Below are 23777 nucleotides of genomic sequence, written 5' to 3'. Positions count from 1 at the left end.
ACCATAGTGGATAGGAGTAGCCATGGAGAAGAAACTTGCTTTTCTAGGACCGCGTGGAACGTTTACCGAAGAAGCAGGGCGGATATTGTCGCTCGGGCAAAAGCTGTCTTTCGTTCCGTACCCAAGTATTATTGAAGTACTAAACGCTGTTTCCAAAAAGGAAGTGGCATACGGTGTCGTACCGATGGAAAACTCCATTGAAGGCACAGTCAATTCTACACTGGATTGGCTCATTCACGAAGTAGATTTGCCTATTTTGGCGGAACTCGCACTGCCCATTACGCAAAACCTGTTGGTGGCAAAAAGAGAGCAACCATTGCCATTGTCAGCGATTACGAGAGTGCTGTCACATCCTCAAGCGATTGCACAAAGTCATAACTTTTTGCGTGAGAATTTGCCAGAAGCAGCGATCGAAACGGTAAACAGTACGGCATTGGCTGCAAAAATGGTGAGTGAGCATCCAGAAGAGCCGTGGGCTGCTGTTGGTACTCGATTGAATGTAGAGATTTATCCATTGGAGTTTGCGCGTGAACAAATTCAAGATTATTCGAATAACTACACGCGCTTTGTTCTCGTTGGTCAGGAAAGTCTGGATCTACCGGTTTCCCGCAAGGAAAAGACCACGATACTAGTCACGCTGCCAGAAGATTTTCCGGGAGCATTGTATCAAGTACTGGCTGCTTTTGCTTGGAGAAAGGTCAACTTGTCTCGCATCGAATCACGTCCGACGAAGAAAGCACTCGGAAGCTATTATTTTGTCATCGACATTGAACAGAAGATGGACGACGTCTTGTTGCCAGGAGCGTTTGCGGAGATTGAAGCCATTGGTTGTCAAGTTCGTCAGCTCGGGACGTATCCATTTTATATGCATCAGACCAATTCCTAGAGGGATTGGTTTTTTCTTTTTCTGCTCCCTTCCAACAAAGGAGTGGCGTCAAGGAGCAAAACGCCCATGACTGCATACGATGTTAGGGAGTTTGGTGCAAGGGAGGAGAAAAACATTGAGAATACACATCGTCCAAAAAGGCGATACGATGTGGAAGATCGCCAAAAAATATGGCGTCGATTACAAAGAACTGTTACGCCTTAATAGTCAATTAAAAACTCCCGATACAATTTATCCTGGAGCGAGAATCAAGATTCCGGCGAAACAAGTTCCTGTCCGACCACCGCAAAGAACGACGCCCCCCCATCCAATGAGTGAGGCGGCCCCTTATGTGAAAGAAAGACCGATTACGGAAGAGGAAGAGATGGAGGTACCGCAACAAATCGAAAGGCGGCCAATTGAGCCGGAAGAATCAGGAGAGGTACAAATTGAGTCCACGGAGGAGACCAGACCTACTCTACCGCCGTCTCCCATTCCTACGAGGCCACCCAAGGAGATGCCTAGACCTCCCAAAGAAATGCCAAGACCACCAGTCCCTTCTGTTTCACCAGAGGTAGTCAGGCCAACGGCACCACCAACATTACCACCTCCACCACCAACACAGCCTATTCCAAAACCAACGGAGCCGATCGAAAAACCAATCGAGAAGCCGATTGAAAAACCAATCGAAAAACCGATTGAGAAGCCAACACCGTATAAACCACCGAACATTTCAGGGAAGCCAAATGTGCTGCCTCCGGTTCCGCCTGTTCCTATACGTCCACTCATGCCGACTCCACCTCCAACCAGAGTGAGTCCGTATATTTATCCACCAGCAATGCCGCCGAATCCAAATGTGCCCAGCATTCCATATAGACCACCGACTCAGGTCTTGCCATTACAGCCTACACGACCGCCAGCATATGGATGCCCTCCTTGCCCACAGCCGAATTATCCGCCGCCACGGGTAAGTCCATTGCAACCGATGCAACCAAACTATCCACCGCCGCGGGTAAGTCCATTGCAACCGATGCAACCAAACTATCCACCGCCACGGGTAAGTCCGTTGCAACCGATGCAGCCGAACTATCCACCGCCACGGGTAAGTCCGTTGCAACCGATGCAGCCGAACTATCCACCGCCACGGGTAAGTCCGTTGCAACCGATGCAACCAAACTATCCACCCCCAAGGGTGAGTCCGTTGCGGCCGCAGAAGCCGCCTTCAAAGGTGAGCCCACAACAGCAGCTCAAGCCACCTTCAAAGGTGAGCCCACAACAGCAGCTCAAGCCGCCATCAAAAGTGAGCCCGCAACAGAAGCTGAAGCCATCGACGAGGGTAAGTCCAGAGCAACAGCGCAGGCCAATGCCACAGGTGCGTCCATTCCCGCCATTCCCACCGACGTTCATGCCACCATTCCCGCCATTTCCGCCTTGCCCACCGTGGTTTAGCCCGTTTGTACCAAATCGACCGATTGTGAGTCCAGAACAATTTCGACCAATCAATCCATTTCCGCCTTGCCCACCACCGATTAGACCGATGCCGTTTCCTTATCCATGCCCACCACCATTTCCGCCCATGCCATTAAAGCGGCCACGAGCGAAGAAGCCTGTGTGCCCGGAACCAGTGGAGTCATCATCATGTGAGTGTTCTTCTGAAGTCCCGGAGTACAGAGGACGAAAAGGCAAGTACAATCGTTCTCCACAGGGGATTCACAATAACATGATGTTCCCACCTTCCCCGTGTATGGCTTCCATGCCTGAACAAGGGGTTTGGCCGAACTGGGGAGATGGGCATGAAGAATCCTCTTCTTACTGAGAGGGTATGGGATGAACAAGGGAATCTTATCCACCATTGAAAAGGCTTTTCGCTGTCAAATTTACGGGGCGAAGCCGAAGCGAAATGTCAACCTGTTAAAAACAGACCGGGGCCACTGGATACTCAAAGGATATAAGCAGGTCGAAAAAGCTGTGTGGGTGACAGAGTTAGCGGATGCACTGCATGAGAAGGGCTTTCATCATACCGTGCAGTATGTGGCGAGTCAGGAAGGGTCCAAAATTTTTACATTTGAAAATCGTTATTACACCATCATGAAAATGATTGATGGGCATGAAGCAGATAACGCTTCTCTTTTCGATGTCAAAAAAACAGCGGAAACATTAGCACGTTTTCATGTTGCAGCTCAAGGTTTTCCTATTGCGCATACGTATGCGTATGAAGGAAAACCGGCTCTTTTAGATAAATGGGAGAGCCGCTTGGAATACTTTGAGCGGTTGATGTGGTCAGTTGAACAAAAAGGACCCCAGACAAAACTGGAGCAACTCATTTCGCACCAGGCAGATCACGTTCTTCGAGATGGCAAGGAGCTGCTGCAATCTGCCTACAAGCTGCCTTTGACGCCAGAAATGTTTTTAGCCATGGAGAAGGGGACACTCGCGCATAGAGACGTGGCGAGTCATAACTTTTTGCTTACGGAGCGAGGCAATTGCTATTTGATTGACCTTGACACAGTAGGTCATGATCTTCAGCTTGTTGACCTGGTGCAATTGATGTCGCGGATGCTATTGATGCAAGAGTACCGCATGGATTCCTTTGTGGAAGCGATGGAAGCCTATAGTAACGTCAACTATTTATCTGATACCCAGATTTGGGCTGTTCATCAATTGCTTCGCTATCCGGATAATTTCTTGCGGGAGGTAACGGGCTTGTATAGTCAGCGTCCAGGCTACCACATGAAGGGCGTCATGCAGCTGATCCAAATGGAAGGCAAATTGATGGCGAATCGCCAACGCTTTTTAAACGATGGAGAACGAATTTTCCAGCGCTCTCCGTGGGGTCAATACCATTTTGTCGGATAGTTGGATAAAACAAAACATCCCTCTCGAAAGAGGGATGTTTGTGTTGTGACAAGCTTACTTGGAAGCAGGCTTGGACAGATCAATAGAGAATTTCGCAAACCCAGATTCCAATACGTTGATGAACTTGATATTGGACAATTTTTCAGCAAATGGTTTCGCGTCAGGTGAAGAAGTGAATGTAACATTCAGCTTCGCATCTACTGGAGCAAAAGACCAGTTGTTGTCTGCTGCTGGGTCGATATTTTTTTGGTTCAGGATGTAGTCGATTACGATTTGACGGTTTTCATCTGGAGAATCGATTATGATGTTTTTGCCATCCAGACCTGGGAACGCACCGCCGCCGCTTGCACGGTAGTTGTTGGTTACAACGATGAATTTGTCTTCAGGTTTTACTGGTTTGCCGTTATAAGACAGGTTTTTCACACGGTTTGCATCTTTGTTTGCTACTTTTCCATCTACAGCGTATTTGGATGGCTGTGTAACATCGATTTGATAAGTAACACCATCGATTACATCAAAGTTGTACGTTGGGAAAGACTCGTTGATGAGTGGTTGCTCATCGGTTTTCTTCGCATCGATTTGGTTGAACTGTCCAGCGGAGCGTTCCAACCATTCTTTCACCGTAGCTCCATCGACCAGAACTGCTTTCAATGTGTTCGGGTAGATGTACAGGTCAGATACGTTTTTGATGGCGATTGTACCAGCTGGGATATTGGAGTAGTAGCTTACTCCGTTACGGCCGCCTGCTTTAAATGGTGCACCAGCAGACAGAACTGGAATGCCTTCGTATTCTGTACCCTTCACGTTTTTCTCTACGAACCATTTTTGTGCATTGGTTACGATTTGGATAGATGGGTCATCTTGTACAAGTGCAAAGTAGCTGAAGATCGGGGAAGATGTTTTCCCTACAGCAGAACGAACCCATTCAACTGTTTTATCGTGATCTTCTTTTACTGCATCTACGATTGCTTTGTCTGCATCAGCCAAGGATGCTTTGTTCGCTTTGTCATAGATCGGAACTACTTTTGTAGCGGACTCAGCCACTGTCCATTTGCCTTTTTCTTGTTTCAGCGTCAGGTCGATCACGCCGAGGTGATTACCCCAGAAGCCAGGCATAACGGCTGGTTTACCGTTGATCGTTCCTTTTTCTGCATCAACGCCTGGAATTTTATCGAATCCAGGACCAGGGAATACGGAGTGGGAATGTCCGAACAGGATCGCGTCGATACCATCGACTTTACTCAGCTGGTAGCTTGCGTTCTCCAATTGAGGACCACCCTCTATCGGGCCAATTCCGGAGTGAGGAACCGCGATGATGATGTCTGCACCTTTTTTCTTCATTTCAGGAACGAATTTATTGGCGGTTTCCACGATGTCCTTCGCGATTACTTTTCCTTCCAGGTTAGCCTTGTCCCATTGCATAATTTGTGGCGGAACAAAACCGATTACGCCTACTTTGAGTTTTACATCTTTGCCGTTCTCATCTTTAAAAGTACGCTCCAGAATTTCGTAAGGAGTGTACATGTTTTTATCATTGTTCGGGTTTTTGTCCTTGTCGTCTACATAGACGTTGGAGTTTATGTAAGGGAATTTCGCACCCTTCAAGCTGGTGTCCAAGAACTCCAAACCAAAGTTGAACTCGTGGTTACCGATATTGGCAACATCATAGTCCATCAGGTTCATTGCTTTGTAAGCAGGGTGAGTATCTCCAGCTTTCAACGGGTCAATTTTTGCTACGTAGTCGCCCAATGGGTTTCCTTGCAACAAGTCACCGTTGTCGATCAGGATGCTGTTTTTCACTTCTTCTCTTGCTTTTTTGACCAATGTGGCTGTTTTTGCTAGGCCAAACTCGTCTGTGTTTTTGTCTTGATAGTAGTCATAGTTAACGATGTTGGTGTGGATATCTGTCGTTTCCAACAGGCGGAGCTTGAGGACAGAACCTGTTTGCGCGCTTACAGGAGTAAGAGGAAAAGAGAGTGCGCCAACAACCAAAGAAGTGCTGAGGAGAAAAGCAGTCAGCATTTTTTTGTTCGTTTTTTTCATGTTTGAAATGACCTCCATAAGTTTACAATAATGCCAAGCAAAAATAGTTTATCATTAGATTCAGACCCTGGATAGATAGCTAGATGAAATAGTATATTAATTTTTTGTATTGACAAAAATAAAAAAATATAAGATCAATCCCCCATTAGTCGTGTATGTCCATTTTTCTTTGTGGCAATGATAGGAAGAAAAGCCTATATAAAGAAGGGGTTCAATGTGACTGAGAAGAAAACATGGATGGTCTATGCGACATGGGGTGCAGCTTTAGCCACAGGCGTTGTAGTCGGTATCCTGTTAGTAGGAAAGGACGAAAATGATTCGGGCCTTGCTCGTTTCCTAAACTATACAGGCAAAGCGGATGTAGTAGCAGGTAATTCGTACGAACTGGTTTTAGCTCGCCACTATTTGTGTGGGGTGCGAGAGGAAGAACATGTGTCTGTTCATACCGAGCAACTGGCAGACGTCATGGGTAACTATCATGGATGGGAAATTGTACAAGCAGAACCTGTCAAGATGATCTTGATGAAACGCGAGCAGGATATAGCGCCAGCGTGCAAGGAGAATGGACATATCGGAATAGCAGCGGACGGCATGCTTACTCTCTTTCATGGTCTGCCTGCTGAGCAAGATGTCGTGCAAACGTTTTATCGAATCGATACTGCGAAAATGGAAGCGAGTCTGCCAAAAGAGGAATGGGAGAATCTGAAACGTGGGATTCGCATTCGGAATTTGGCAGAGTATAACAGCGTATTGTCCACCTATGGCGAATACCAATGGAGTGGCCAATGAAAACGGGTGAACCAAAAGAAATCCCTTTCGAGCCTTTCGTGTAACAAGCACGTATTGGACTGGAAAGGGATTTTTGTTTCCATTGCTAAGGATTTAGTTCAACCGCAATGATTCGCCAACGTTCCCCCGGCACTTCCCGGTGCAAAAGAAACGTCCATGTCTGTCGAAAATTCCCGCCTTCCCGGGCGATGTATGAGAGCCGAACAGGAACCTCTATCAGGAAGGGACCGCGTTCGTCTGACGGGATGACGATTTCTGACGATCGCACAGATTCGATCGTGGTCAGCCCTTCAGGAAGTGAGAATCCGTCGGTTGTCATTCGCATCGCATGGGTGTCATGCTCATGCAGAGCGGTGAGGAAATAGCCGACGAGTTCTTCAGGAGACGCCCCTTTTATTGTAGTCGCAAGTGCTCCGGAGGCCTTGAGAATCATCATGCTGTGACTGGGATCGGGCTCTGTTCGTCGATGGGTGGAGCTGCCGAAAAAGTGGATGCAAAAATGCCCCGGGAATTCATTTCCTTTAATCGCACCAGCGCCATGCGGCATTCCGTGCATGGATGCTGCAAAATAAGTACCGTCTACCTCAACCAGAATGGCTCTTCGCTTCCACGACCATTTTCCCTGGTAAATGTTCTTCATGATTTGTGTATCCTTGCGTGTCAACGGTTGAACATCAGCATGGCGACTACCTGCTCGGCGTTGGACATCAAATCGTTGTCCTGTCTCTAAATCAATTACGGTACCGAATTCCATCCGTTTCAACGTTTTTTTCACCTGTTCCCAGGGAATGGCTTGTGCAAAATGGATAGCTTCAACGGACTTGACCATTTCTTCAATCCGCTGGCGAACATCGTTTGCCAATATATAACGACGAGGCATTTTTTTCTCATAAAGCTGGCCATCGTGATCATATACATACGTTCGTTTTTTTACAGTCAATGTAGCGCGTATCCAGTGAGGGTTGTAAGAGGCGACTTTGGTGGCAGAACCCAATAGCCGCTTCGTAAATTGCTTTTGATCACGGAAGGACATGGTCGTTTGGAAGGAGGACTCGGGTGACACTGAAACGGTGACCGTGATGTCATTCTTGACTTTGGCAAACACAGAGTACGGCATTGACAGTGCGATTACGATTAAGCATATACAAAAAATAAGGACTTTGCTTCGCAACAACCAACACCTCCACTGCTTATCGTTTCAATAAAATGTCTGGCTCATGTGGCGTAAATCTTGGTATCATAACGCCATTGCGCTTACGCCATACTGATTTCATACGGTGATCGAAGGAGGAGTCTTTAGACTATGTCTACCATGCCTAGAGGTAGCTACAAAGACCAGTTCCATCAGCGTTTGTACGTTCAGTTGAATCAGGGGCACAACAAGCTCAATTACCAACAGATCAACAAGATCAAAGAGCACATGCAGAGTGGCGTAGACGACTATGCCCACATGCAGCATGATGTGTCGGAGTCACTCGGAATGAACAAACACTAACAGACGCCGTATAACCCGTTCCTTATAATAGGGAGCGGGTTTTTATATGGAAATGCACGTTCGCTTTTTTTGTGCTTTGTGTTACAGTAGAGAGTAGAATCTTTGCTCACGGAGAGTGGACTATGCGCATTTTAGGAATTGACCCTGGTATTGCGATTGTTGGCTTCGGGGTTGTGGATAAAGAGGGCAGCCAATTGCGTCCCGTCCAATACGGAAGCATTCAGACAGAAGCAGGATTGCCAGTGCCACTTAGATTAAAACAGATTTTTGAGGCAATGCAGAGCCTTTTGGAAACATATCGTCCCGATGAAATGTCCGTCGAAAAACTTTTCTTTAATAAAAACGTGACGACGGCCTTTACAGTTGGTCAAGCGCGAGGGGTTATTATACTTGCGGCAGAGCTGGCTGGTGTGCCGGTCTATGAATATACCCCGATGCAGGTCAAGCAAGCCGTGACTGGATACGGGGGAGCAGAGAAGAAGCAAATACAGGAAATGACGAAGCTCCTATTGCGGTTAAAAGAAGTACCAAAGCCTGACGACGTGGCGGACGCATTGGGCATTGCTATTACGCACGCACAGTTTCGCGCGTTCATTTCCATTTCGGAAGGGGTCAAGAAATGATTGATTTTGTAGAAGGTACACTTAGTTATCTCGATTCGGAATACATAGTTATCGAAACCGGCGGAATTGGTTATCGACTGTTCTGTCCAAATCCGTACCAATTCGTTCGATATGAAGGCAGCAAAACCAAATTGTTTACCCACCACCACGTACGGGAAGATGCTATTCTGCTGTACGGTTTTGCTACCCGTGACGAACGCGATTTGTTCCGCAAGCTGCTTGATGTTAGCGGAATCGGTCCAAAGGGCGGATTGGCGATTTTGGCTGCGGCGACTCCCGAGCAGCTGGTGATGGCGGTTCAACAGGAGAATGTTACCTATTTGACGAAATTTCCGGGGATTGGGAAAAAGACTGCCCAGCGCATTATCCTCGATTTGAAGGATAAATTGGTAGGGTACACACCATCTGCGATTTTGACTGTTGCAGCGGGTGATTTGACAGCAGGCGAGCAAGCTGTGTCTGCACTGAACGAAGCACTCGATGCATTGACCGCACTGGGTTACTCTGATGGTGAACTGCAAAAAATCAGAAACACGCTGTCTGAGAAATCAAAAGAGGGCGATGGTGTAGAAAAGCTCATCAAACAAGGGCTTGCGTTGCTCATGAGGGGGTAGGATTTTGGATTCTCGGATCATCACGACGCATATGAATTGGGAAGAAGATGCGGCGGAGCTGAGCCTCCGTCCTCGCTATTTAAACGAGTACATCGGTCAACAGCACGTGAAGGAAAACCTGAAAATTTTTATTGAAGCAGCGAAAATGCGGAAAGAGTCGTTGGATCACGTATTGCTGTACGGTCCGCCTGGTCTGGGGAAGACGACCCTTTCGCAAATTATCGCAAATGAGCTAGGTGTGAATATCCGCACGACTTCTGGTCCAGCAATTGAGCGGCCGGGTGATTTGGCGGCGATTTTGACGAATTTGCAAGAAGGGGATGTCCTGTTTATCGACGAGATTCACAGGCTCAACCGAAGCGTAGAGGAAGTTTTGTATCCGGCGATGGAGGATTTTGCGCTGGACATCATTATCGGTAAAGGGCCAAGTGCCCGCAGTGTTCGTTTGGATTTGCCGCCATTTACATTGGTCGGGGCCACGACGCGAGCTGGCATGCTGTCCGCGCCGCTTCGAGATCGCTTTGGGGTTGTAAATCGCCTGGAGTTTTATACAGTTCCGGAACTGACCTTCATCGTTTCACGAGCAGCCGACATCCTGCAGGTTGTCATTCGAGAAGGCGGAGCAGAGGAGATTGCCAGACGTTCACGGGGAACACCCCGGGTATCAAATCGTTTGCTGAAGCGAGTTCGCGATTTTGCCCAAGTAAAAGGCGAAGGCGTCATTACGACAGAGATTGCCAAAGAAGCGCTGGAAAGATTGCAAGTCGATGCCTGCGGTCTCGATCATATCGACCATAAACTATTGCTAGCGATTATTGATCGCTTTGACGGTGGTCCGGTTGGACTGGATACGATCGCAGCAACAATCGGAGAAGAGTCACAAACGGTAGAAGATGTTTGCGAACCATATCTCATGCAGATTGGCTTCATGCAGCGGACGCCGCGGGGGCGTGTTCTCACCCCGAGTGCGTACCAACACTTTGGTCGGGAGATGAAATCGTGAATCCTGTAGCCAAGCTACTTATTATTGGTGGTGCTGCTTTAATCGTAATCGGTCTTTTGTGGCAGGTAGGAGGCAGATTTTTGCCGCTGGGGCGTTTGCCGGGAGATATCGTGGTAGAAAAGGAAAACGTCAAGTTCTACTTTCCGATTGTGACTTGTATTGTGATTAGCATCGTTTTGTCTCTTGGCATGTATTTATTCCGACTGTTTAAATAGGCAAGTGTGAAGGCCATCGGAGCTCATCGTTCCGGTGGTTTTTTTGCGTGCGGGCGTTTGGTCCCATTTTACGAAAAAGGCAGGAGATCAGCTTGTGATTGTCGAAAAACATGGGAAGACATGCCAATTTTTGTTGAAAATCAGGTGGAGAAAGGACAATGGACGACATGAGAAAGAAATGGATGGGGAAAGTCCTTTCGGTGGGCCTGCTATCAGTAGTTCTCGTAGGAGGACAAGTACCAGCGCAGGCAGCCGGCGACGATATTAGAGTTGCGCTATTTGTGGATACAGGACAAGGCTATCGGGGAGTAGTTCCTTCCGTTACGCTGACGGCTGAAAATGGAATGGAAGTCGTACTCAATGGACCCGAGGGCAAGACAGATTTACCCGAATTAAAAGGAGATGCAACTCGTTACCGGGTTGATGAATATCATTTGATCGTTGCCGAAACTGGTGACTGGAATCGCGCACAGCAGATTGCACAGCAAATGAGCCAACGAAAATACGAGGGCTCCATCCAGGTGGCAAAGCGCAACGGCCAGACCGTCTATCAGGTCGTAAGCGGGACGTATGACACGTATCAGGCTGCTGCCAATCAGGCAAAAACGGTTGCCCAAGCAATCGGGCAGAATCCGCTGGTAAAAGGTCCACATCGACTCGAAGCGGGTAAATTCAAAAGCTTACAGGAAGCAGAACAATGGCAAGCGTCATTTGAAGCAGCGGGTATTCCTGCTTATCCCGTGATGGTATCAGATGGGGATAAAGTCAAATATGCGGTATGGATCGGCGACGAGGTTAGTCCAGAAGCTGTGAAAGAATTGAAACGAAGAGCAAACGCCGCAATTCCTTCTTTCTCCTATCAGGAGCCAGACAGTCAATCTTATGTTATATTGAAGCAGGATGTATACGGATCACCGGATGAAGTGATTTGGAAGTATGTATTCTCTCCTCAAGTAAAGCTGACTGTCGAAGCGAATAAAGCAGGCGATGAATCGGTGATTGGCGTTGTGGAGCGAGAGCAGCGCACCTATCGCGGTGAGATGGAGCTATCGGAATACAATGGTCACTTGACGCTAGTAAATGAGCTTCCTATGGAAGAGTATCTGTATGGAGTCGTTGGCTCTGAAATGGCTCCGGGCTGGCCGATGGAAGCATTGAAAACACAGGCAGTCCTGTCGAGAACTCGTGCTGTATGGCAAGGAAATAAGTATGGAGTTGCCAATGTATCAGACACGGTTTTCGAACAGGCGTACTATGGCTATACAAAAGAGTCTGATGATGTACGGAAGGCCGTCGACGAGACAGAAGGCGAAATCATTTACTACCAAGGCAAACCAGCCGAGTCACTTTTCTATTCCAATGCTGGCGGCATGACTGCTGACGGCACAGAAGTATGGGGCAATCCAGTTCCTTATTTGCGCTCTGTCGAGAGTAAAGACACCTATCCAATGGACAATGCGAGCGTATGGTACCGCGTGGCTTTAGCAGATGGAACGCTTGGCTATGTAAGAAATGATCTGGTAACTGAAACAGGCCAGAGCAATTCAGAGGGAAAAAGAATCGCGGTCATTTCGACCGAGAATACCAATTTGCGCTCAGGTCCAAGTACAACGACGCATCGTGTGTTGTCCGTACTCCCTACTGGTGCAGAAGTAACGATCCTCTCAGAAGTAAAAGAAGAAAATGCATATTCGTGGACGCGTGGTCCGTTTACCTCTACAGAGGTTGCAGCTATGATCAATGCCGCGCATGACAAGAACAAAGCTCCGCGCATTTCAGGAAACGTAACGAGCCTGAAAGTGACAGAACGCGGTCCATCTGGACGTGTGATCGCGATGGAAGCAAACGGGAAGTCGATTGTCGTTTCTTCACCGGATGCTTTCCGTTCTGTATTTCAACAAGGTGGCTCCCCTCTGCGCAGCACGAAGTTTGAAGTAGAAATGGTCAATGGCTCGCAATTCATCTTCCGAGGCACTGGCTTTGGGCATGGACTTGGTGTTTCGCAATACGGAGCTCGTGCAATGGCAGAGGAAGGGTATGACTACAAAGATATCTTGCAACACTACTACCAGGATGTGACAATCGAAAAGTAAGTCGTTTGCCACAAGATCTACCGCAAAAAGGAGTAACGATTTCGTGGACGTGCAACAATTTGATTTTGATTTGCCGGAGCATTTGATTGCCCAGCACCCGCTAGAAGACCGAACTTCATCGAGATTGCTCGTGTTAGAGAAACAAACAGGCAATATCGTTCATCAGCAATTTACCAATTTAATCGATCATCTCCAAGCAGGGGACGTACTCGTCATGAATGACAGCCGCGTTTTACCTGCCAGACTGATTGGAGAGAAGGCTGACACTGGTGCGAAAATAGAAATCCTTTTGTTGAAATCACTTGGTGACGATCGCTGGGAAACGCTGGTGAAGCCCGGGAAGCGGATGAAGCCGGGGACAGAAGTGGTTTTTGGTAACGGTCTATTGCGTTGTGTTTGTGAAGACGTGACAGAGACTGGTGGACGAATCGTGCGCTTTTTGTACGAGGGAATTTTTTATGAAATTCTCGACCAATTAGGCTCGATGCCTTTGCCTCCGTATATTCACGCACAACTGGAGGACAGTGAACGTTACCAGACAGTCTATGCGAAGGAGCGCGGTTCAGCAGCAGCTCCGACAGCCGGCCTCCATTTCACGAAGCCATACTTGGAGCAAATCGCTGCAAAAGGCGTACAGCTTGCTTACGTGACACTGCATGTGGGACTTGGGACTTTTCGCCCTGTATCAGCGGATTCCGTAGAAGAACATGTCATGCACGCGGAGTACTATGAGATTCCTGAGGAAACAGCAGAGCTCGTGAACAAAGCAAAAGCAGAAGGTAGAAGAGTAATTGCTGTCGGGACGACATCCTGCCGCACATTGGAGACAGTAGGACGCGCGAATGGAGGAAAGCTGGTCGCAACCTCTGGTTGGACGGATATTTTCATTTACCCGGGTTACACGTTTTCCATCCTGGACGGGCTCCTGACAAACTTCCATTTGCCGAAGTCTACGCTTGTCATGCTAGTCAGTGCTTTGGCTGGGAAAGAGAATGTGATGCGTGCCTACAAAACGGCTGTGGAAGAGGAGTATCGCTTCTTCAGTTTTGGCGATGCGATGTTTATTTTATAAAAATGTGAACAACCCACCTGTATAAGTGTATACTTATTAGTCAGGTGGGTTTACTTCATCCAGAAGTTTTTCTATAATAGGTAAGACTTACATACATAGCTTGAGGAGTGCAAAGAGTTGGCTGTACGCTACGAGTTAATCAAAACATGCAAACAAACTGGTGCACGTCTCGGTAAGCTACATACCCCTCATGGGACGATTGACACCCCTGTCTTTATGCCTGTCGGTACACAAGCGACAGTAAAGACGATGAGCCCCGAGGAGTTAAAAGCGCTTGGCGCGGGCATCATCCTCAGTAATACCTACCATTTGTTTCTACGTCCAGGGCATGAAATTGTTCGGGAGGCAGGCGGACTGCACGGCTTTATGAATTGGGACCGTGCGATTCTGACTGATTCCGGCGGTTTTCAAGTGTTTAGCCTTAGTAACCTCCGCAAGATCACGGAGGAAGGAGTATCCTTCCGTTCCCACCTAAACGGCGAAAAGCTGTTTATTGGTCCTGAAGAGGCTACACAGATTCAAAACGCGTTGGGTGCTGATATTTTTATGGCATTCGATGAGTGTGCTCCTTATCCTGCGGAGTACGATTACGTAAAAAAATCAATGGAGCGAACAACCCGCTGGGCAGAGCGTTGTCTGAAGGCGCATACTCGTCCAAACGAACAAGCGTTGTTTGGAATCGTTCAGGGTGGTATGTTCAACGATTTACGCGCACAAAGTGCTCGCGATCTCGTTTCCATGGATTTCCCAGGATACGCGATCGGCGGTTTGAGCGTGGGAGAACCGTTTCCTTTGATGTACGAAGTGCTGGAGCATACCGTTCCACTGCTTCCGACAAGCAAAGCCCGCTATTTGATGGGGGTTGGTTCGCCAGATGCTCTTATCGAGGGAGCAATCCGTGGCATCGACATGTTTGATTGTGTGTTGCCGACACGAATTGCCCGCAATGGGACATGCATGACAAGCCAGGGAAGATTGGTCATCCGCAATGCAAAATACGCGCGAGACTTTACCCCACTTGATCCAAATTGCGATTGCTACACCTGCAAAAATTACACACGTGCTTACATCCGACACCTGGTCAAGTCGGAGGAAACCTTTGGAATCCGATTAACTACCTACCATAACCTGCACTTCTTGGTGAAGTTAATGGAACAGGTGCGTCAGGCGATTGCCGAAGACCGCTTGCAAGATTTCCGCGACCAGTTTTTCGCTCAATATGGATTGGGTGAAGATAGATCTTTTTAATCGAGGGGGATTTTTTTCATGGAAGGCTTGACTCAGTTTTTACCGATTATCATCATGTTTGCGATTTTTTACTTCTTGCTGATTCGTCCGCAACAAAAGAAGGCGAAACAACGCAACGCTATGCTTGGTGCTCTGAAAAAAGGCGACAAGATCGTAACAATCGGTGGAGTGCATGGAACGATCCAAGACCTGTCTGATGATACTATCACTTTGCGTATTGCTCACAACGTAAACGTTACGTTCGATCGTGGTGCGATCAACAGCGTAGTTTCTTCCAGCAACGAACCTGCAAAGAGTGAACCAGCAAAGATCGAAGAAGCAAAAGAAGAATCCAAATAATACATGCGAAAAGCAGGTGGGTGATCCACCTGCTTTTTTCTGTCTTGTTTTAGCGACGAGGCTTGATAACTTTAGGTTTACTGCCTTTATGTTTGTTGTTGGAATTGGCCGAATTCACGCCGAGAATCCCACCTAACGCAGCCACGCCAAAAGCGCCGAACAAGAACAGGAAGGTCCCCCATTGCATCGGGGCGTCAAAGCCGAGGAAGCCGATCAAGAGGATGAAAAGGAAGTAAGTGAGTCCGGTAAGTCCGCCATAGTACCAGCCCTTGCCGCCACAACGACGTCCAGTAACGAATCCCCCGATCAAAAGGGCGATGGCATTGATTACGTACGTAAAATAGGGCAGCGTGCCTTCTCGTATCGAGGTGAAGCTAAGGAGCAAGGTCGCGAGTAACGCTCCAATTAAAACAAGACATGTCGTATACAATAGACCTGTCAGTACAGAGGTGGATGCACTTCGCACGGTATGTACCCCCTTATTGGAAGTGTTTGTACATCTATATGAGAGGCTTGGCTCACGTATTCATCTTCGCGTTGAACATTGATAGGAATTTTCGTATGATGGATGGGGAACGAGACGGGGGTGAGGAAGATTGATCAAAACGTACTTTTATAACCACTCTGAACAGAAGATGTTTCACGACGTTGATCTGGCAACGAAGGATCAATGGCTGAAATCACCAGAGGATCTTCTCTGGATCGATCTGTATGATGTGGGAAACAATGAACTGCCCTATATTGCCAAGATTTTCGACTTTCACCCGTTGGCAATTGAGGACTGCCTGCACGTCAGTCCACGTGCCAAGGTAGACAAGTACGATGACTACTATTTCTTCGTTTTTCACGCCCTGCGTTACAATGAAGAAAGCGATGACGAGATCACAACGGTAGAACTGAACGTTTTTCTCGGCCCTAACTACATCGTGACGATCCACAAGTCCCCGATGAATACCATCGGTCGGATCGCTGCCATGTGTCACCGCAACATTTCTTACTTGAACAGAGGTCCTGACTATTTGCTGTATGCCATTGTAGACGGGATTACCGATGAATATTTTCCCATTATTGATCGGATTAGTGTGCGGATTGACGAGCTGGAGGACGAGATTTATGAACATCAGATGGAGGAAATTACCGAAGAGTTCCTGGCGTTGAAGCGAACGATTATTTTAATCAGGCGTGTGATCATGCCGCAAAAAAGAATTTTCGCGAACGTCAACGGCCGCTACTCCTTCGATATTTCCGAGGAAAACGTTCCGTTCTACACCGACCTAACAGACCACTTGGAGCGGATTTCGGATTCGACGGAAACCTTCCGTGATCTGGTTAACGGTGCGTTGGATACGTACTACACCATCATTAGCGCCAAAACAACGGAGACGATGCGGGTTCTTACGATCATCTCTACGATCATCCTTCCGTTGACATTTATCACCGGACTATTCGGGATGAATACTTTTGCATGGCTGGGTGAAGAAGCCGAACCGTATATGCTGATCGTGGCACTCGTGATTATGCTAGCCATGACGTTTGCCATGCTCCACATTTTCCGCAAGCGAAAGTGGCTGTAATTGGTGCTAATACTTTCCCTGCCCCCTGTTGAACACTAGTATCAAATGTTCTTTGGGGGGCAGCGCAAGTGGATAATCTTACAATGGTGTTACTTCGCACCCTTTTCTCGTATTTTTTCCTCTTGATCTTAGTGCGGTTGATGGGAAAGCGGGAATTGGGAAAGCTGTCCGTTTTTGATGTAGTCATCTCGATCATGCTTGCAGAAATGGCTGCACTGGCGATTGAGGATGTCGATAAGCCCGCCCTTCGGTTTTACTTGCCGATGCTGTTGATTGCCTTATTGGAAGTCGCTTTCGCTTATGTGTCATTGAAGAGCAAGAAATTCCGCGATACTGTGGACGGCTCTGCCGATTTGATTATAGAAAATGGGCAAATCAGGGAGCAGGCGATGCGTCGCAATCGCTTGAACATGGATGACTTGATGGTACATCTGCGGCAAAAAGACGTAAAAAACATTGCCGATGTTGAATTTGCGTTGTTGGAGCCAACCGGACAGATGAGTGTGTTTTTAAAGGAGCAAAAAGACAAAGTTACGAGGGAAGATCTCTCGTTGATGAAAAAGCCGCAAGTCGGTCCTGTCTCGTACAAAGGTCTGCCCATTCCACTGATTCTCGATGGCAAGGTGAGGACGGAGGCACTGAACAAGATCGGACAAAACCAGCTTTGGCTGAAACGAGAAATCCGGAAATACGGAATCAAAGACATTCGAGAGGTTTCTTTTTGCAGCATTGACGAACGTGGCATCATGTATTTGGACAAAAAAGACAAGCCGCTGCAATAAGCGCTAGCGGCGAGGGAAGAACACGGCGAGTTGTTCGCCGATCCACGGAATACGACGCACGTCTTGCTTGCCCAAGACGCGCATGGCGACGAGCAGGACAAAGTACAGCAGGGTGCTAATGAAGGTACTTGCAGTCAATAGCTGTCCAATTGATACGTCCGTAAACCAGTGCTTGGCAATGTAGGAACCGGAATAACCCATGAGTAGCATAGCGACCGCGATTTTGCCGAATTCCCGAAGGTCTACTGTAAAACCGATTTTTTTGATCAGACTGGCAAAATGTAATAAAGTTCCAAGTGTAATGCCGATATTAAGAGCAATGACAGCGCCGTGAATGCCGAATGCTGGATGTGCCGTGAAAAAAAACATGGCGACAGTTTTGACGATGGCACTAATCAGCGTATTTCGAAAGACGACCTGAGCGTAATCGAGGCCTTGCAAGGCGGCTGCAAGCGGTGCTTGGAAAAACAGGAAGACGGAGAACGGTGCCAGCTCTTTTAGCAGCACGCCAACCTCCCGATACTCATTGCCGTAGAGCAGGACACATAACGGTTCTGCAAAAATGGTGAGCAAGACGGTACAAGGTGCTCCGATGACGAGTGTAATCCGCATGGCTTGATAAATGCGGCGATGCACGAGTGGGGCATTTTTTTGATAGGCCGCTTCCGCTACGGCAGGAACGAGGGAAACGGACAAGGAATACGTTAAAAAAGTGGGAAAAAGTAACAAAGGGACGGCCATTCCGGCAAACTGCCCGTACAAACCAGTAGCAGTCGAGGTGGTAAAACCTGCGATGACGAGTGCGTACGGTACGAGCATCGGCTCTAGCACGTAAGCGATGGAGCCGATGATACGGCTTAGCGTGACAGGGAGTGCGACATGGATGAGTTGCGACAAGCTCTTTTTGCTTGCTGAAACCGTCATGAGAAGGGGCTTATCCAGAAGCTGAGCTGCTGCTTTTTTGCTGCCTTTGCGATACTGCCAGAGAATGTACAAGAGTCCGGCGGCTTCTCCAAAAATAATGCTGGCGACAGCACCTGCTGTGGCGTACTCAATGCCTGCCGAAAGAAACGACATCGTCATAACAACGACCAATGCCATTCGAACGACCTGCTCTATAAGCTGAGAAACCGCAGTAGGGATCATGTTTTGCTTGCCTTGGAAGTACCCTCGCAGGACAAGAGAAATGCCGGAAATCGGGATGACCGGAATGGCTGCGAGCAGAACAATGTGTGCACGAGGGTCCGCAAAGAGCATTCCAGAAATCCATTGAGAGAACAAGAGGAGCAGGACACAGATGAAGAGGCTGATCCCGCCAGCGACCGACAAGGCTAGTAATAGAAATCGGCGAGTCAGCCGCGGATTATTAGCCGCTTCCGTCTCTGCCACTTGCTTTGCAATGGCAACCGGAAGTCCGAATGTCGTCACAGTAATCAGAAAGTATAAAAGGGGCACAACCATTTGATAAAGCCCCATTCCTTCCGCTCCGATAATGCGCGACAACACGATCCTGTGAGCAAAACCAAACACTTTGGTGATGCCACCAGCAATAATGAGGATGACCGTTCCGTAAAAGAAGGATTGTTTCATGGAAGGCTCCTTTGCAAGGATAAATTCACTCAGTAAAGAATATGGACGTGCCGCTGTCGGCATGACTACTTTGAGGGGGAAATTGGGATGGACCAAGCGCAAAAACAGGAATGGTATGGGCAAGTCGCAAGTCTTTGTGCAAGTAAGGCAGAGGAATTTGCTCTCTTGGGGTACGACAATGTGGCACCTGAAGACGTTTGGGAATGCGTCACGAACAGCTATAAGGAAATGCCGCCGATTCACCAGCTTGTCAACGACATTTTGTCCTTGAAGCCAAACAAGTATATGAATTACCTCATGATTCAAATGTACAAAAATTCTTAGTGAAACTTCTTCTTATCTAAATCGTATAGGTAAAAACGCGCGATGCAAGATAAGGGGTTGGTTACCATGGTTCGCTTTTCCAGCATCAATTGACACGTTTTTTCTTACTTCGCTATAATGGGCATATTGGTTTTCGTGTCGACGACGAGGCACGGCTAGGAAAGAGGGGTATTACATGATTAAATGGAGCAGACTTGTTTTGTTCCTGGTTGTGGTGGGCTTGTTGGGCGGTTTGTTTACCACGACTGGACAAGTAGCAAGCAATATCACACTAGGATTGGATCTAAAGGGTGGCTTTGAGATTTTGTATCAGGTAGAGCCCCTGAATGAAGGACAAAAGGTCGATACAACATTATTGGCTGCAACAGCACAAATGGTTGAAAAACGGGTGAATATCGGTGGCGTTACTGAACCAGAGGTAAACGTCGAGCTGCCGGACCGAATCCGCGTAAAGATTGCTTCCCATGATGCTGATCAGGAAAAGCTTCGCGAGTTGATCGGCAAGCCAGCCGTACTTACGTTCCGTGACGTACAAGGCAAGACGTTGATGAGAGGTAGCGATTTGGCGCCAGGGGGAGCAGCAGTTGGTTACGACGAACTGAAAAGACCGTTGGTTACCGTCAAATTTAAAGAACCAAAACTTCTAGAAGACGTGACTCGTGCAAATCTTGGTAAACCAATGGGAATCTTCCTAGATGATACAATGCAGACCAACCCAACGATTCAGTCTGTCATTTCCGGTGGTAGTGCACAAATTACCGGTAACTACACGCAAGAATCGGCGCAAGAGTTGGCTGACTTACTTAACTCCGGTGCAATGCCGGCCAAACTGATTGAGAAACAGGTAACATCTGTAGGGGCTACACTTGGTGCGATGTCCTTGGAAAAAACCTTGTATGCAGGATATATTGGTGGAGCCTTTATCTTCCTGTTCATGCTGGTGGTTTATCGTTTGCCAGGTCTGGTCGCGAATATTACATTGGCAGCTTTTATCTATCTCTCCCTGCTCTTCTTGGATTGGATGGATGCGACGCTTACACTGCCAGGGATTGCTGGTTTCATTTTGGGAATCGGGATGGCCGTGGACGCGAATATTATTACCTATGAACGTATTCAGGAAGAGATCCGTTCCGGTAAGACGATTCTATCTGCATTCCGTGCAGGTGAACGACGTTCCTTGGTCACCATTTTGGATGCGCAGGTTACGGCTTTGATCGCAGCTGTGGTATTGTATTTCTTCGGGACTAGCTCTATCCAAGGCTTTGCGATTATCTCGATGCTGACAACGATCGTAAGTATTTTTACAAACGTTTTTGCCTCTCGCTTCCTCCTCGGCTTGTTGATCCGTACGAACCTATTCAAGAAGCCGTCTTGGTTCGGGGTAAAGGAGAGTGAAATTGGTGAGTTATAGAGCACTAGAGTACGCTGATAAGTACAACATTGTAAAAAACCGTAAGAAGTTTTTTGTGATTTCATGGATTATTCTTGCATTGGGCCTGCTGTCCATGTTCACTTTTGGGTTGAATCTCGGGGTTGATTTTAAGGCAGGTACACGTCTGGATATGTATATCGGGAAAGACTTCTCGACTACTGATATTGATGCAATCGTCCGGGAAAAGCTACCGGAGACGCATTTTACGAATGTGACAGCCTATGGGGAAAAACAGGCTTATACACGCTTTGAAGAAACCATTCCGCCAGAAAAGCTGACGGAGATTGAACAGGCATTGATAGCCAAGTATGGTGATCAGGTAACCAAGCAAGAGTCTACAGTTGATCCGATTATTGCACAAGAATTGGTACGCAATGCGGGTCTGGCAATTTTGTTCGCTGCACTTGGGATTGCCATCTACGTAGCGTTCCGCTTCCAGTTCTTGATCGGGGTCGCGTGTGCGATTGCTCTCTTGCATGACGTATTTATCCCGATCGCGTTGTTTTCCGTGTTTCGACTCGAGGTTGACTTGACCTTTATCGCAGCGATTTTGACGATCGTTGGTTATTCGTTGAACGATACGATTGTTATTTTTGACCGTATCCGTGAAAATGAACGCGTGATGAAGACCAAGACAATTGAAGACCTGGAACACCTGGTAAACGTGAGCTTGTGGCAGACCATGCGCCGCTCTGTCTTTACCGTGGTAACCGTTTTGGCGACAGCCGTTGCGATTGTGTTCTTGGGAAGCGAAGGGATTCGCAACTTCTCCCTCGTACTGATTTTCGGATTGCTCAGTGGTTCCTACTCTTCGATCTTTATCGCTGCGCAAATCTGGGTTTCTTTGAAAAAGAGAGAAATGAACAAGAAGCGCTTTTCAACTGCTCCAAACGAAAGCTAATCCGAAAGCCGCGGGGATATTCCCGCGGTTTTCTCCTTTTTTTACCGGAGAAAGCCTCACTATTGTCAGGCTTGGGCTCCATCCTCTATAATGAATGAGGATTGGAGGAAAGCCCATGCTGAAAGCGAAAACACGCTGGAAACTGGCCACCTATGATGAGCAGCTTGCTGCTAGTATTGCCGCAGATTGCCAGCTTACTCCGCTCGTATCCAAGCTACTGGTGATACGTGGCATTGACACATCACAAAAGGCTCGTGACTTTTTACAAGCCGGCCCAGAATTGTTTCATGACCCTTTCTTGCTGGATGGAATGGAACAAAGCGTGCATCGCATTCAACAAGCCATTCAAAGGCAAGAACCGATTTGCATATACGGCGATTACGACGCCGATGGGGTTAGCTCCACATCGCTAATGGTACATCTACTGCGCCAACTCGGCGCTGTTTTTGACTACTATATTCCCAACCGTTTTACAGAAGGGTATGGGTTACATAAAGACGCATTGGCGCATCTGCATCATAGCGGCTATAAGCTGATCATCACTGTCGATACAGGGATCAGTGCAGTGGAGCAGGTAGCGTACGCGAATCAGTTGGGTCTTGACGTCATTGTAACCGACCATCACGAACCTCCGGCAATCATCCCGGAGGCATTTGCTGTGATTAACCCCAAGAAGCCCGGCTGTTCGTACCCGTTTGATATGTTGGCGGGAGTGGGGGTCGCCTTTAAAGTGGGGCATGCCTTGCTGAAAGAACCGCCATTGCATTTAGCTGATTTGGCTGCATTGGGGACGATAGCGGATTTGGTGCCGTTGGTAGATGAAAATCGCATTCTTGCTCGAGCAGGATTAAAGCGCTTAAATCATACAAGGAATCTTGGTCTGCAAGCCTTAATCCGAGTTTGTGGGTTGGCCGATACCGAGCTGTCTGCGGGACATGTAGGCTTTGCGCTAGGACCGCGTCTGAATGCGAGTGGAAGGCTGGAGACGGCTGAATCTGCTGTGAAATTGCTGACGACTTCGGATATGGACGAAGCAGAGAAATGTGCCCAGGCGCTGGACGACTTAAACCGCGAACGTCAGGAAATTGTCGCAGCGATGACTGAGGAAGCTGTACAGATGGTGAATGAGCTGTATCCGCCTGACCAGAACAATGTTCTCGTTCTAGCTAAAGAAGGCTGGAACGTGGGTGTGGTAGGGATCGTAGCTTCCCGATTGGTCGAGCTTTTTTACCGTCCAACGATTGTGCTTGGCATTGATCCGGAAAAAGGAACAGCAAAAGGCTCGGCACGAAGCATTGCAGGTTTTGATATGTATGAAGGTCTGACTGCTTGCAAGGAGTGGCTACCGCACTATGGCGGTCATACAATGGCAGCGGGGATGACCTTGCCTGTAGAAAATCTCGACTTCTTACGCCAAAAGTTAAACGAGCTCGCTGGAGAGTGGTTGTCCGCGGAAGACTTCACGCCGATGACCAAAGTGGACGTTGCGATGAGCATGGAAGAGATCAGCTTGACCGCGGCGGAGCAACTCGAAAAGCTCGCCCCATATGGAATGGGGAATCCAACACCGCTCGTTTTGTTAGAAGAAGTAGAAACGCAAGGGATGCGTACTATTGGGCGCGATGACAATCATTTGAAGTGTACCTTGAACAAAGCGGGTACCTCTTTGGATGCAATTGGCTTCAACTGGGCACATGTAACAAAGAGAGTAACGCCCAAGGCACGTTTTCACGTATTGGGAGAATTGTCTGTAAACGAATGGAACGGAAATCGAAAGCCTCAGCTGACGATCCGTGATTTGTCTGTTGGACACCAGCAAGTGTTTGACTGGCGAGGCAGTCGTGACAAGATAGAGAAATGGCAGCAAGTAATGGCGGAGTCAAATTCGGTGACCGTTCTGTTTCGCGAGGAAAGCTACG

At 47.9% G+C, this 23777-nt stretch carries 23 protein-coding genes; 19 read left to right on the top strand and 4 right to left on the bottom strand.

The window, feature by feature from the left end; all coding sequences use genetic code 11:
- The first annotated feature begins 22 nt into the window (after positions 1-22).
- The 3 genes from pheA to HP568_RS20010 all read left to right on the top strand — a co-directional run bounded on the left by pheA (position 23) and on the right by HP568_RS20010 (position 3721).
- Positions 23-886 carry a prephenate dehydratase gene (gene pheA, locus HP568_RS20020; protein ID WP_048032122.1) on the top strand — a complete coding sequence of 288 codons (864 nt, stop codon included), beginning with the start codon at positions 23-25 and terminating at the stop codon, positions 884-886.
- Between the two features lie 115 nt (positions 887-1001).
- Entirely contained in the window at positions 1002-2681 is a 1680-nt protein-coding gene (locus HP568_RS20015) for a LysM peptidoglycan-binding domain-containing protein (protein ID WP_173630040.1), read from the top strand.
- Positions 2682-2692: 11 nt separating this feature from the next.
- Positions 2693-3721, top strand: a complete 1029-nt coding sequence (locus HP568_RS20010) for a phosphotransferase (RefSeq protein ID WP_173630039.1) — start codon at positions 2693-2695, stop codon at positions 3719-3721.
- Positions 3722-3775: 54 nt separating this feature from the next.
- Here the strand turns inward: HP568_RS20010 and HP568_RS20005 are convergent, their stop codons facing one another.
- Entirely contained in the window at positions 3776-5764 is a 1989-nt protein-coding gene (locus tag HP568_RS20005) for a bifunctional 2',3'-cyclic-nucleotide 2'-phosphodiesterase/3'-nucleotidase (RefSeq protein ID WP_048032127.1), read from the bottom strand.
- A gap of 216 nt (positions 5765-5980) precedes the next feature.
- Between HP568_RS20005 and HP568_RS20000 the strand changes: the two genes are divergently transcribed.
- Entirely contained in the window at positions 5981-6553 is a 573-nt protein-coding gene (locus HP568_RS20000) for a BofC C-terminal domain-containing protein (RefSeq protein ID WP_048032128.1), read from the top strand.
- A gap of 85 nt (positions 6554-6638) precedes the next feature.
- Here HP568_RS20000 and HP568_RS19995 read toward each other — a convergent pair whose 3' ends face one another.
- Positions 6639-7727 carry a hypothetical protein gene (locus tag HP568_RS19995; protein WP_048032129.1) on the bottom strand — a complete coding sequence of 363 codons (1089 nt, stop codon included), beginning with the start codon at positions 7725-7727 and terminating at the stop codon, positions 6639-6641.
- Between the two features lie 129 nt (positions 7728-7856).
- Between HP568_RS19995 and HP568_RS19990 the strand changes: the two genes are divergently transcribed.
- The 9 genes from HP568_RS19990 to yajC all read left to right on the top strand — a co-directional run bounded on the left by HP568_RS19990 (position 7857) and on the right by yajC (position 15255).
- Positions 7857-8048 (top strand): hypothetical protein, encoded by a 192-nt coding sequence (locus tag HP568_RS19990; RefSeq protein WP_048032130.1) that lies wholly within the window; start codon positions 7857-7859, stop codon positions 8046-8048.
- Between the two features lie 122 nt (positions 8049-8170).
- Positions 8171-8671 carry a crossover junction endodeoxyribonuclease RuvC gene (ruvC, locus tag HP568_RS19985; protein WP_012685580.1) on the top strand — a complete coding sequence of 167 codons (501 nt, stop codon included), beginning with the start codon at positions 8171-8173 and terminating at the stop codon, positions 8669-8671.
- Positions 8668-9285, top strand: coding sequence for a Holliday junction branch migration protein RuvA (gene ruvA, locus HP568_RS19980; protein ID WP_048032131.1), 618 nt, complete (start codon positions 8668-8670; stop codon positions 9283-9285). Before ruvC ends, ruvA begins: the two co-directional genes overlap by 4 nt.
- Before the next feature lie 4 nt (positions 9286-9289).
- Positions 9290-10288: a Holliday junction branch migration DNA helicase RuvB gene (gene ruvB, locus HP568_RS19975; protein ID WP_048032132.1), complete on the top strand. Its 999-nt coding sequence runs from the start codon at positions 9290-9292 to the stop codon at positions 10286-10288.
- Positions 10285-10503 (top strand): DUF2905 domain-containing protein, encoded by a 219-nt coding sequence (locus HP568_RS19970; protein WP_012685583.1) that lies wholly within the window; start codon positions 10285-10287, stop codon positions 10501-10503. The genes ruvB and HP568_RS19970 overlap by 4 nt, the downstream gene beginning before the upstream one ends.
- 158 nt (positions 10504-10661) lie before the next feature.
- Complete coding sequence (locus HP568_RS19965; protein WP_173630038.1) at positions 10662-12596, top strand: SpoIID/LytB domain-containing protein; 1935 nt, start codon at positions 10662-10664, stop codon at positions 12594-12596.
- Positions 12597-12639: 43 nt separating this feature from the next.
- A complete protein-coding gene (queA, locus tag HP568_RS19960) occupies positions 12640-13668 on the top strand; it encodes a tRNA preQ1(34) S-adenosylmethionine ribosyltransferase-isomerase QueA (RefSeq protein WP_173630037.1) in 1029 nt (342 codons plus the stop codon).
- A gap of 117 nt (positions 13669-13785) precedes the next feature.
- Positions 13786-14916, top strand: a complete 1131-nt coding sequence (gene tgt, locus HP568_RS19955) for a tRNA guanosine(34) transglycosylase Tgt (protein ID WP_173618908.1) — start codon at positions 13786-13788, stop codon at positions 14914-14916.
- A gap of 18 nt (positions 14917-14934) precedes the next feature.
- Positions 14935-15255, top strand: coding sequence for a preprotein translocase subunit YajC (gene yajC, locus HP568_RS19950; protein WP_048032136.1), 321 nt, complete (start codon positions 14935-14937; stop codon positions 15253-15255).
- A gap of 49 nt (positions 15256-15304) precedes the next feature.
- Here yajC and HP568_RS19945 read toward each other — a convergent pair whose 3' ends face one another.
- A complete protein-coding gene (locus HP568_RS19945; protein WP_048032137.1) occupies positions 15305-15721 on the bottom strand; it encodes a TIGR04086 family membrane protein in 417 nt (138 codons plus the stop codon).
- Between the two features lie 130 nt (positions 15722-15851).
- Between HP568_RS19945 and corA the strand changes: the two genes are divergently transcribed.
- Together corA and HP568_RS19935 are read left to right on the top strand one after the other, a co-directional pair.
- Complete coding sequence (corA, locus tag HP568_RS19940; RefSeq protein ID WP_007717563.1) at positions 15852-16829, top strand: magnesium/cobalt transporter CorA; 978 nt, start codon at positions 15852-15854, stop codon at positions 16827-16829.
- A gap of 68 nt (positions 16830-16897) precedes the next feature.
- Positions 16898-17611 (top strand): DUF421 domain-containing protein, encoded by a 714-nt coding sequence (locus HP568_RS19935; protein ID WP_048032138.1) that lies wholly within the window; start codon positions 16898-16900, stop codon positions 17609-17611.
- 3 nt (positions 17612-17614) lie between these two features.
- Here HP568_RS19935 and spoVB read toward each other — a convergent pair whose 3' ends face one another.
- Positions 17615-19201: a stage V sporulation protein B gene (gene spoVB, locus HP568_RS19930; RefSeq protein ID WP_048032139.1), complete on the bottom strand. Its 1587-nt coding sequence runs from the start codon at positions 19199-19201 to the stop codon at positions 17615-17617.
- 87 nt (positions 19202-19288) lie between these two features.
- On the opposite strand from spoVB, the gene HP568_RS19925 reads away from it, so the two are divergent.
- From HP568_RS19925 to recJ, 4 genes are all read left to right on the top strand, one after another.
- Complete coding sequence (locus tag HP568_RS19925; RefSeq protein ID WP_048032140.1) at positions 19289-19525, top strand: post-transcriptional regulator; 237 nt, start codon at positions 19289-19291, stop codon at positions 19523-19525.
- A gap of 175 nt (positions 19526-19700) precedes the next feature.
- Positions 19701-20936: a protein translocase subunit SecD gene (secD, locus tag HP568_RS19920; protein ID WP_048032141.1), complete on the top strand. Its 1236-nt coding sequence runs from the start codon at positions 19701-19703 to the stop codon at positions 20934-20936.
- Positions 20926-21858: a protein translocase subunit SecF gene (gene secF / locus HP568_RS19915; RefSeq protein ID WP_048032142.1), complete on the top strand. Its 933-nt coding sequence runs from the start codon at positions 20926-20928 to the stop codon at positions 21856-21858. The genes secD and secF overlap by 11 nt, the downstream gene beginning before the upstream one ends.
- Positions 21859-21973: 115 nt before the next feature.
- Positions 21974-23777, top strand: a 1804-nt coding sequence (gene recJ / locus HP568_RS19910) for a single-stranded-DNA-specific exonuclease RecJ (RefSeq protein ID WP_173630036.1), incomplete at its 3' end; no start/stop codon positions are given.

It is taken from the genome of Brevibacillus sp. MS2.2, from assembly GCF_013284345.1.
Taxonomy (GTDB): Bacteria; Bacillota; Bacilli; order Brevibacillales; family Brevibacillaceae; genus Brevibacillus; species Brevibacillus brevis_C.
The sequence above is the reverse complement of the archived record's forward strand: the minus strand, read 5'-3'. Positions and strand labels throughout refer to the sequence as shown.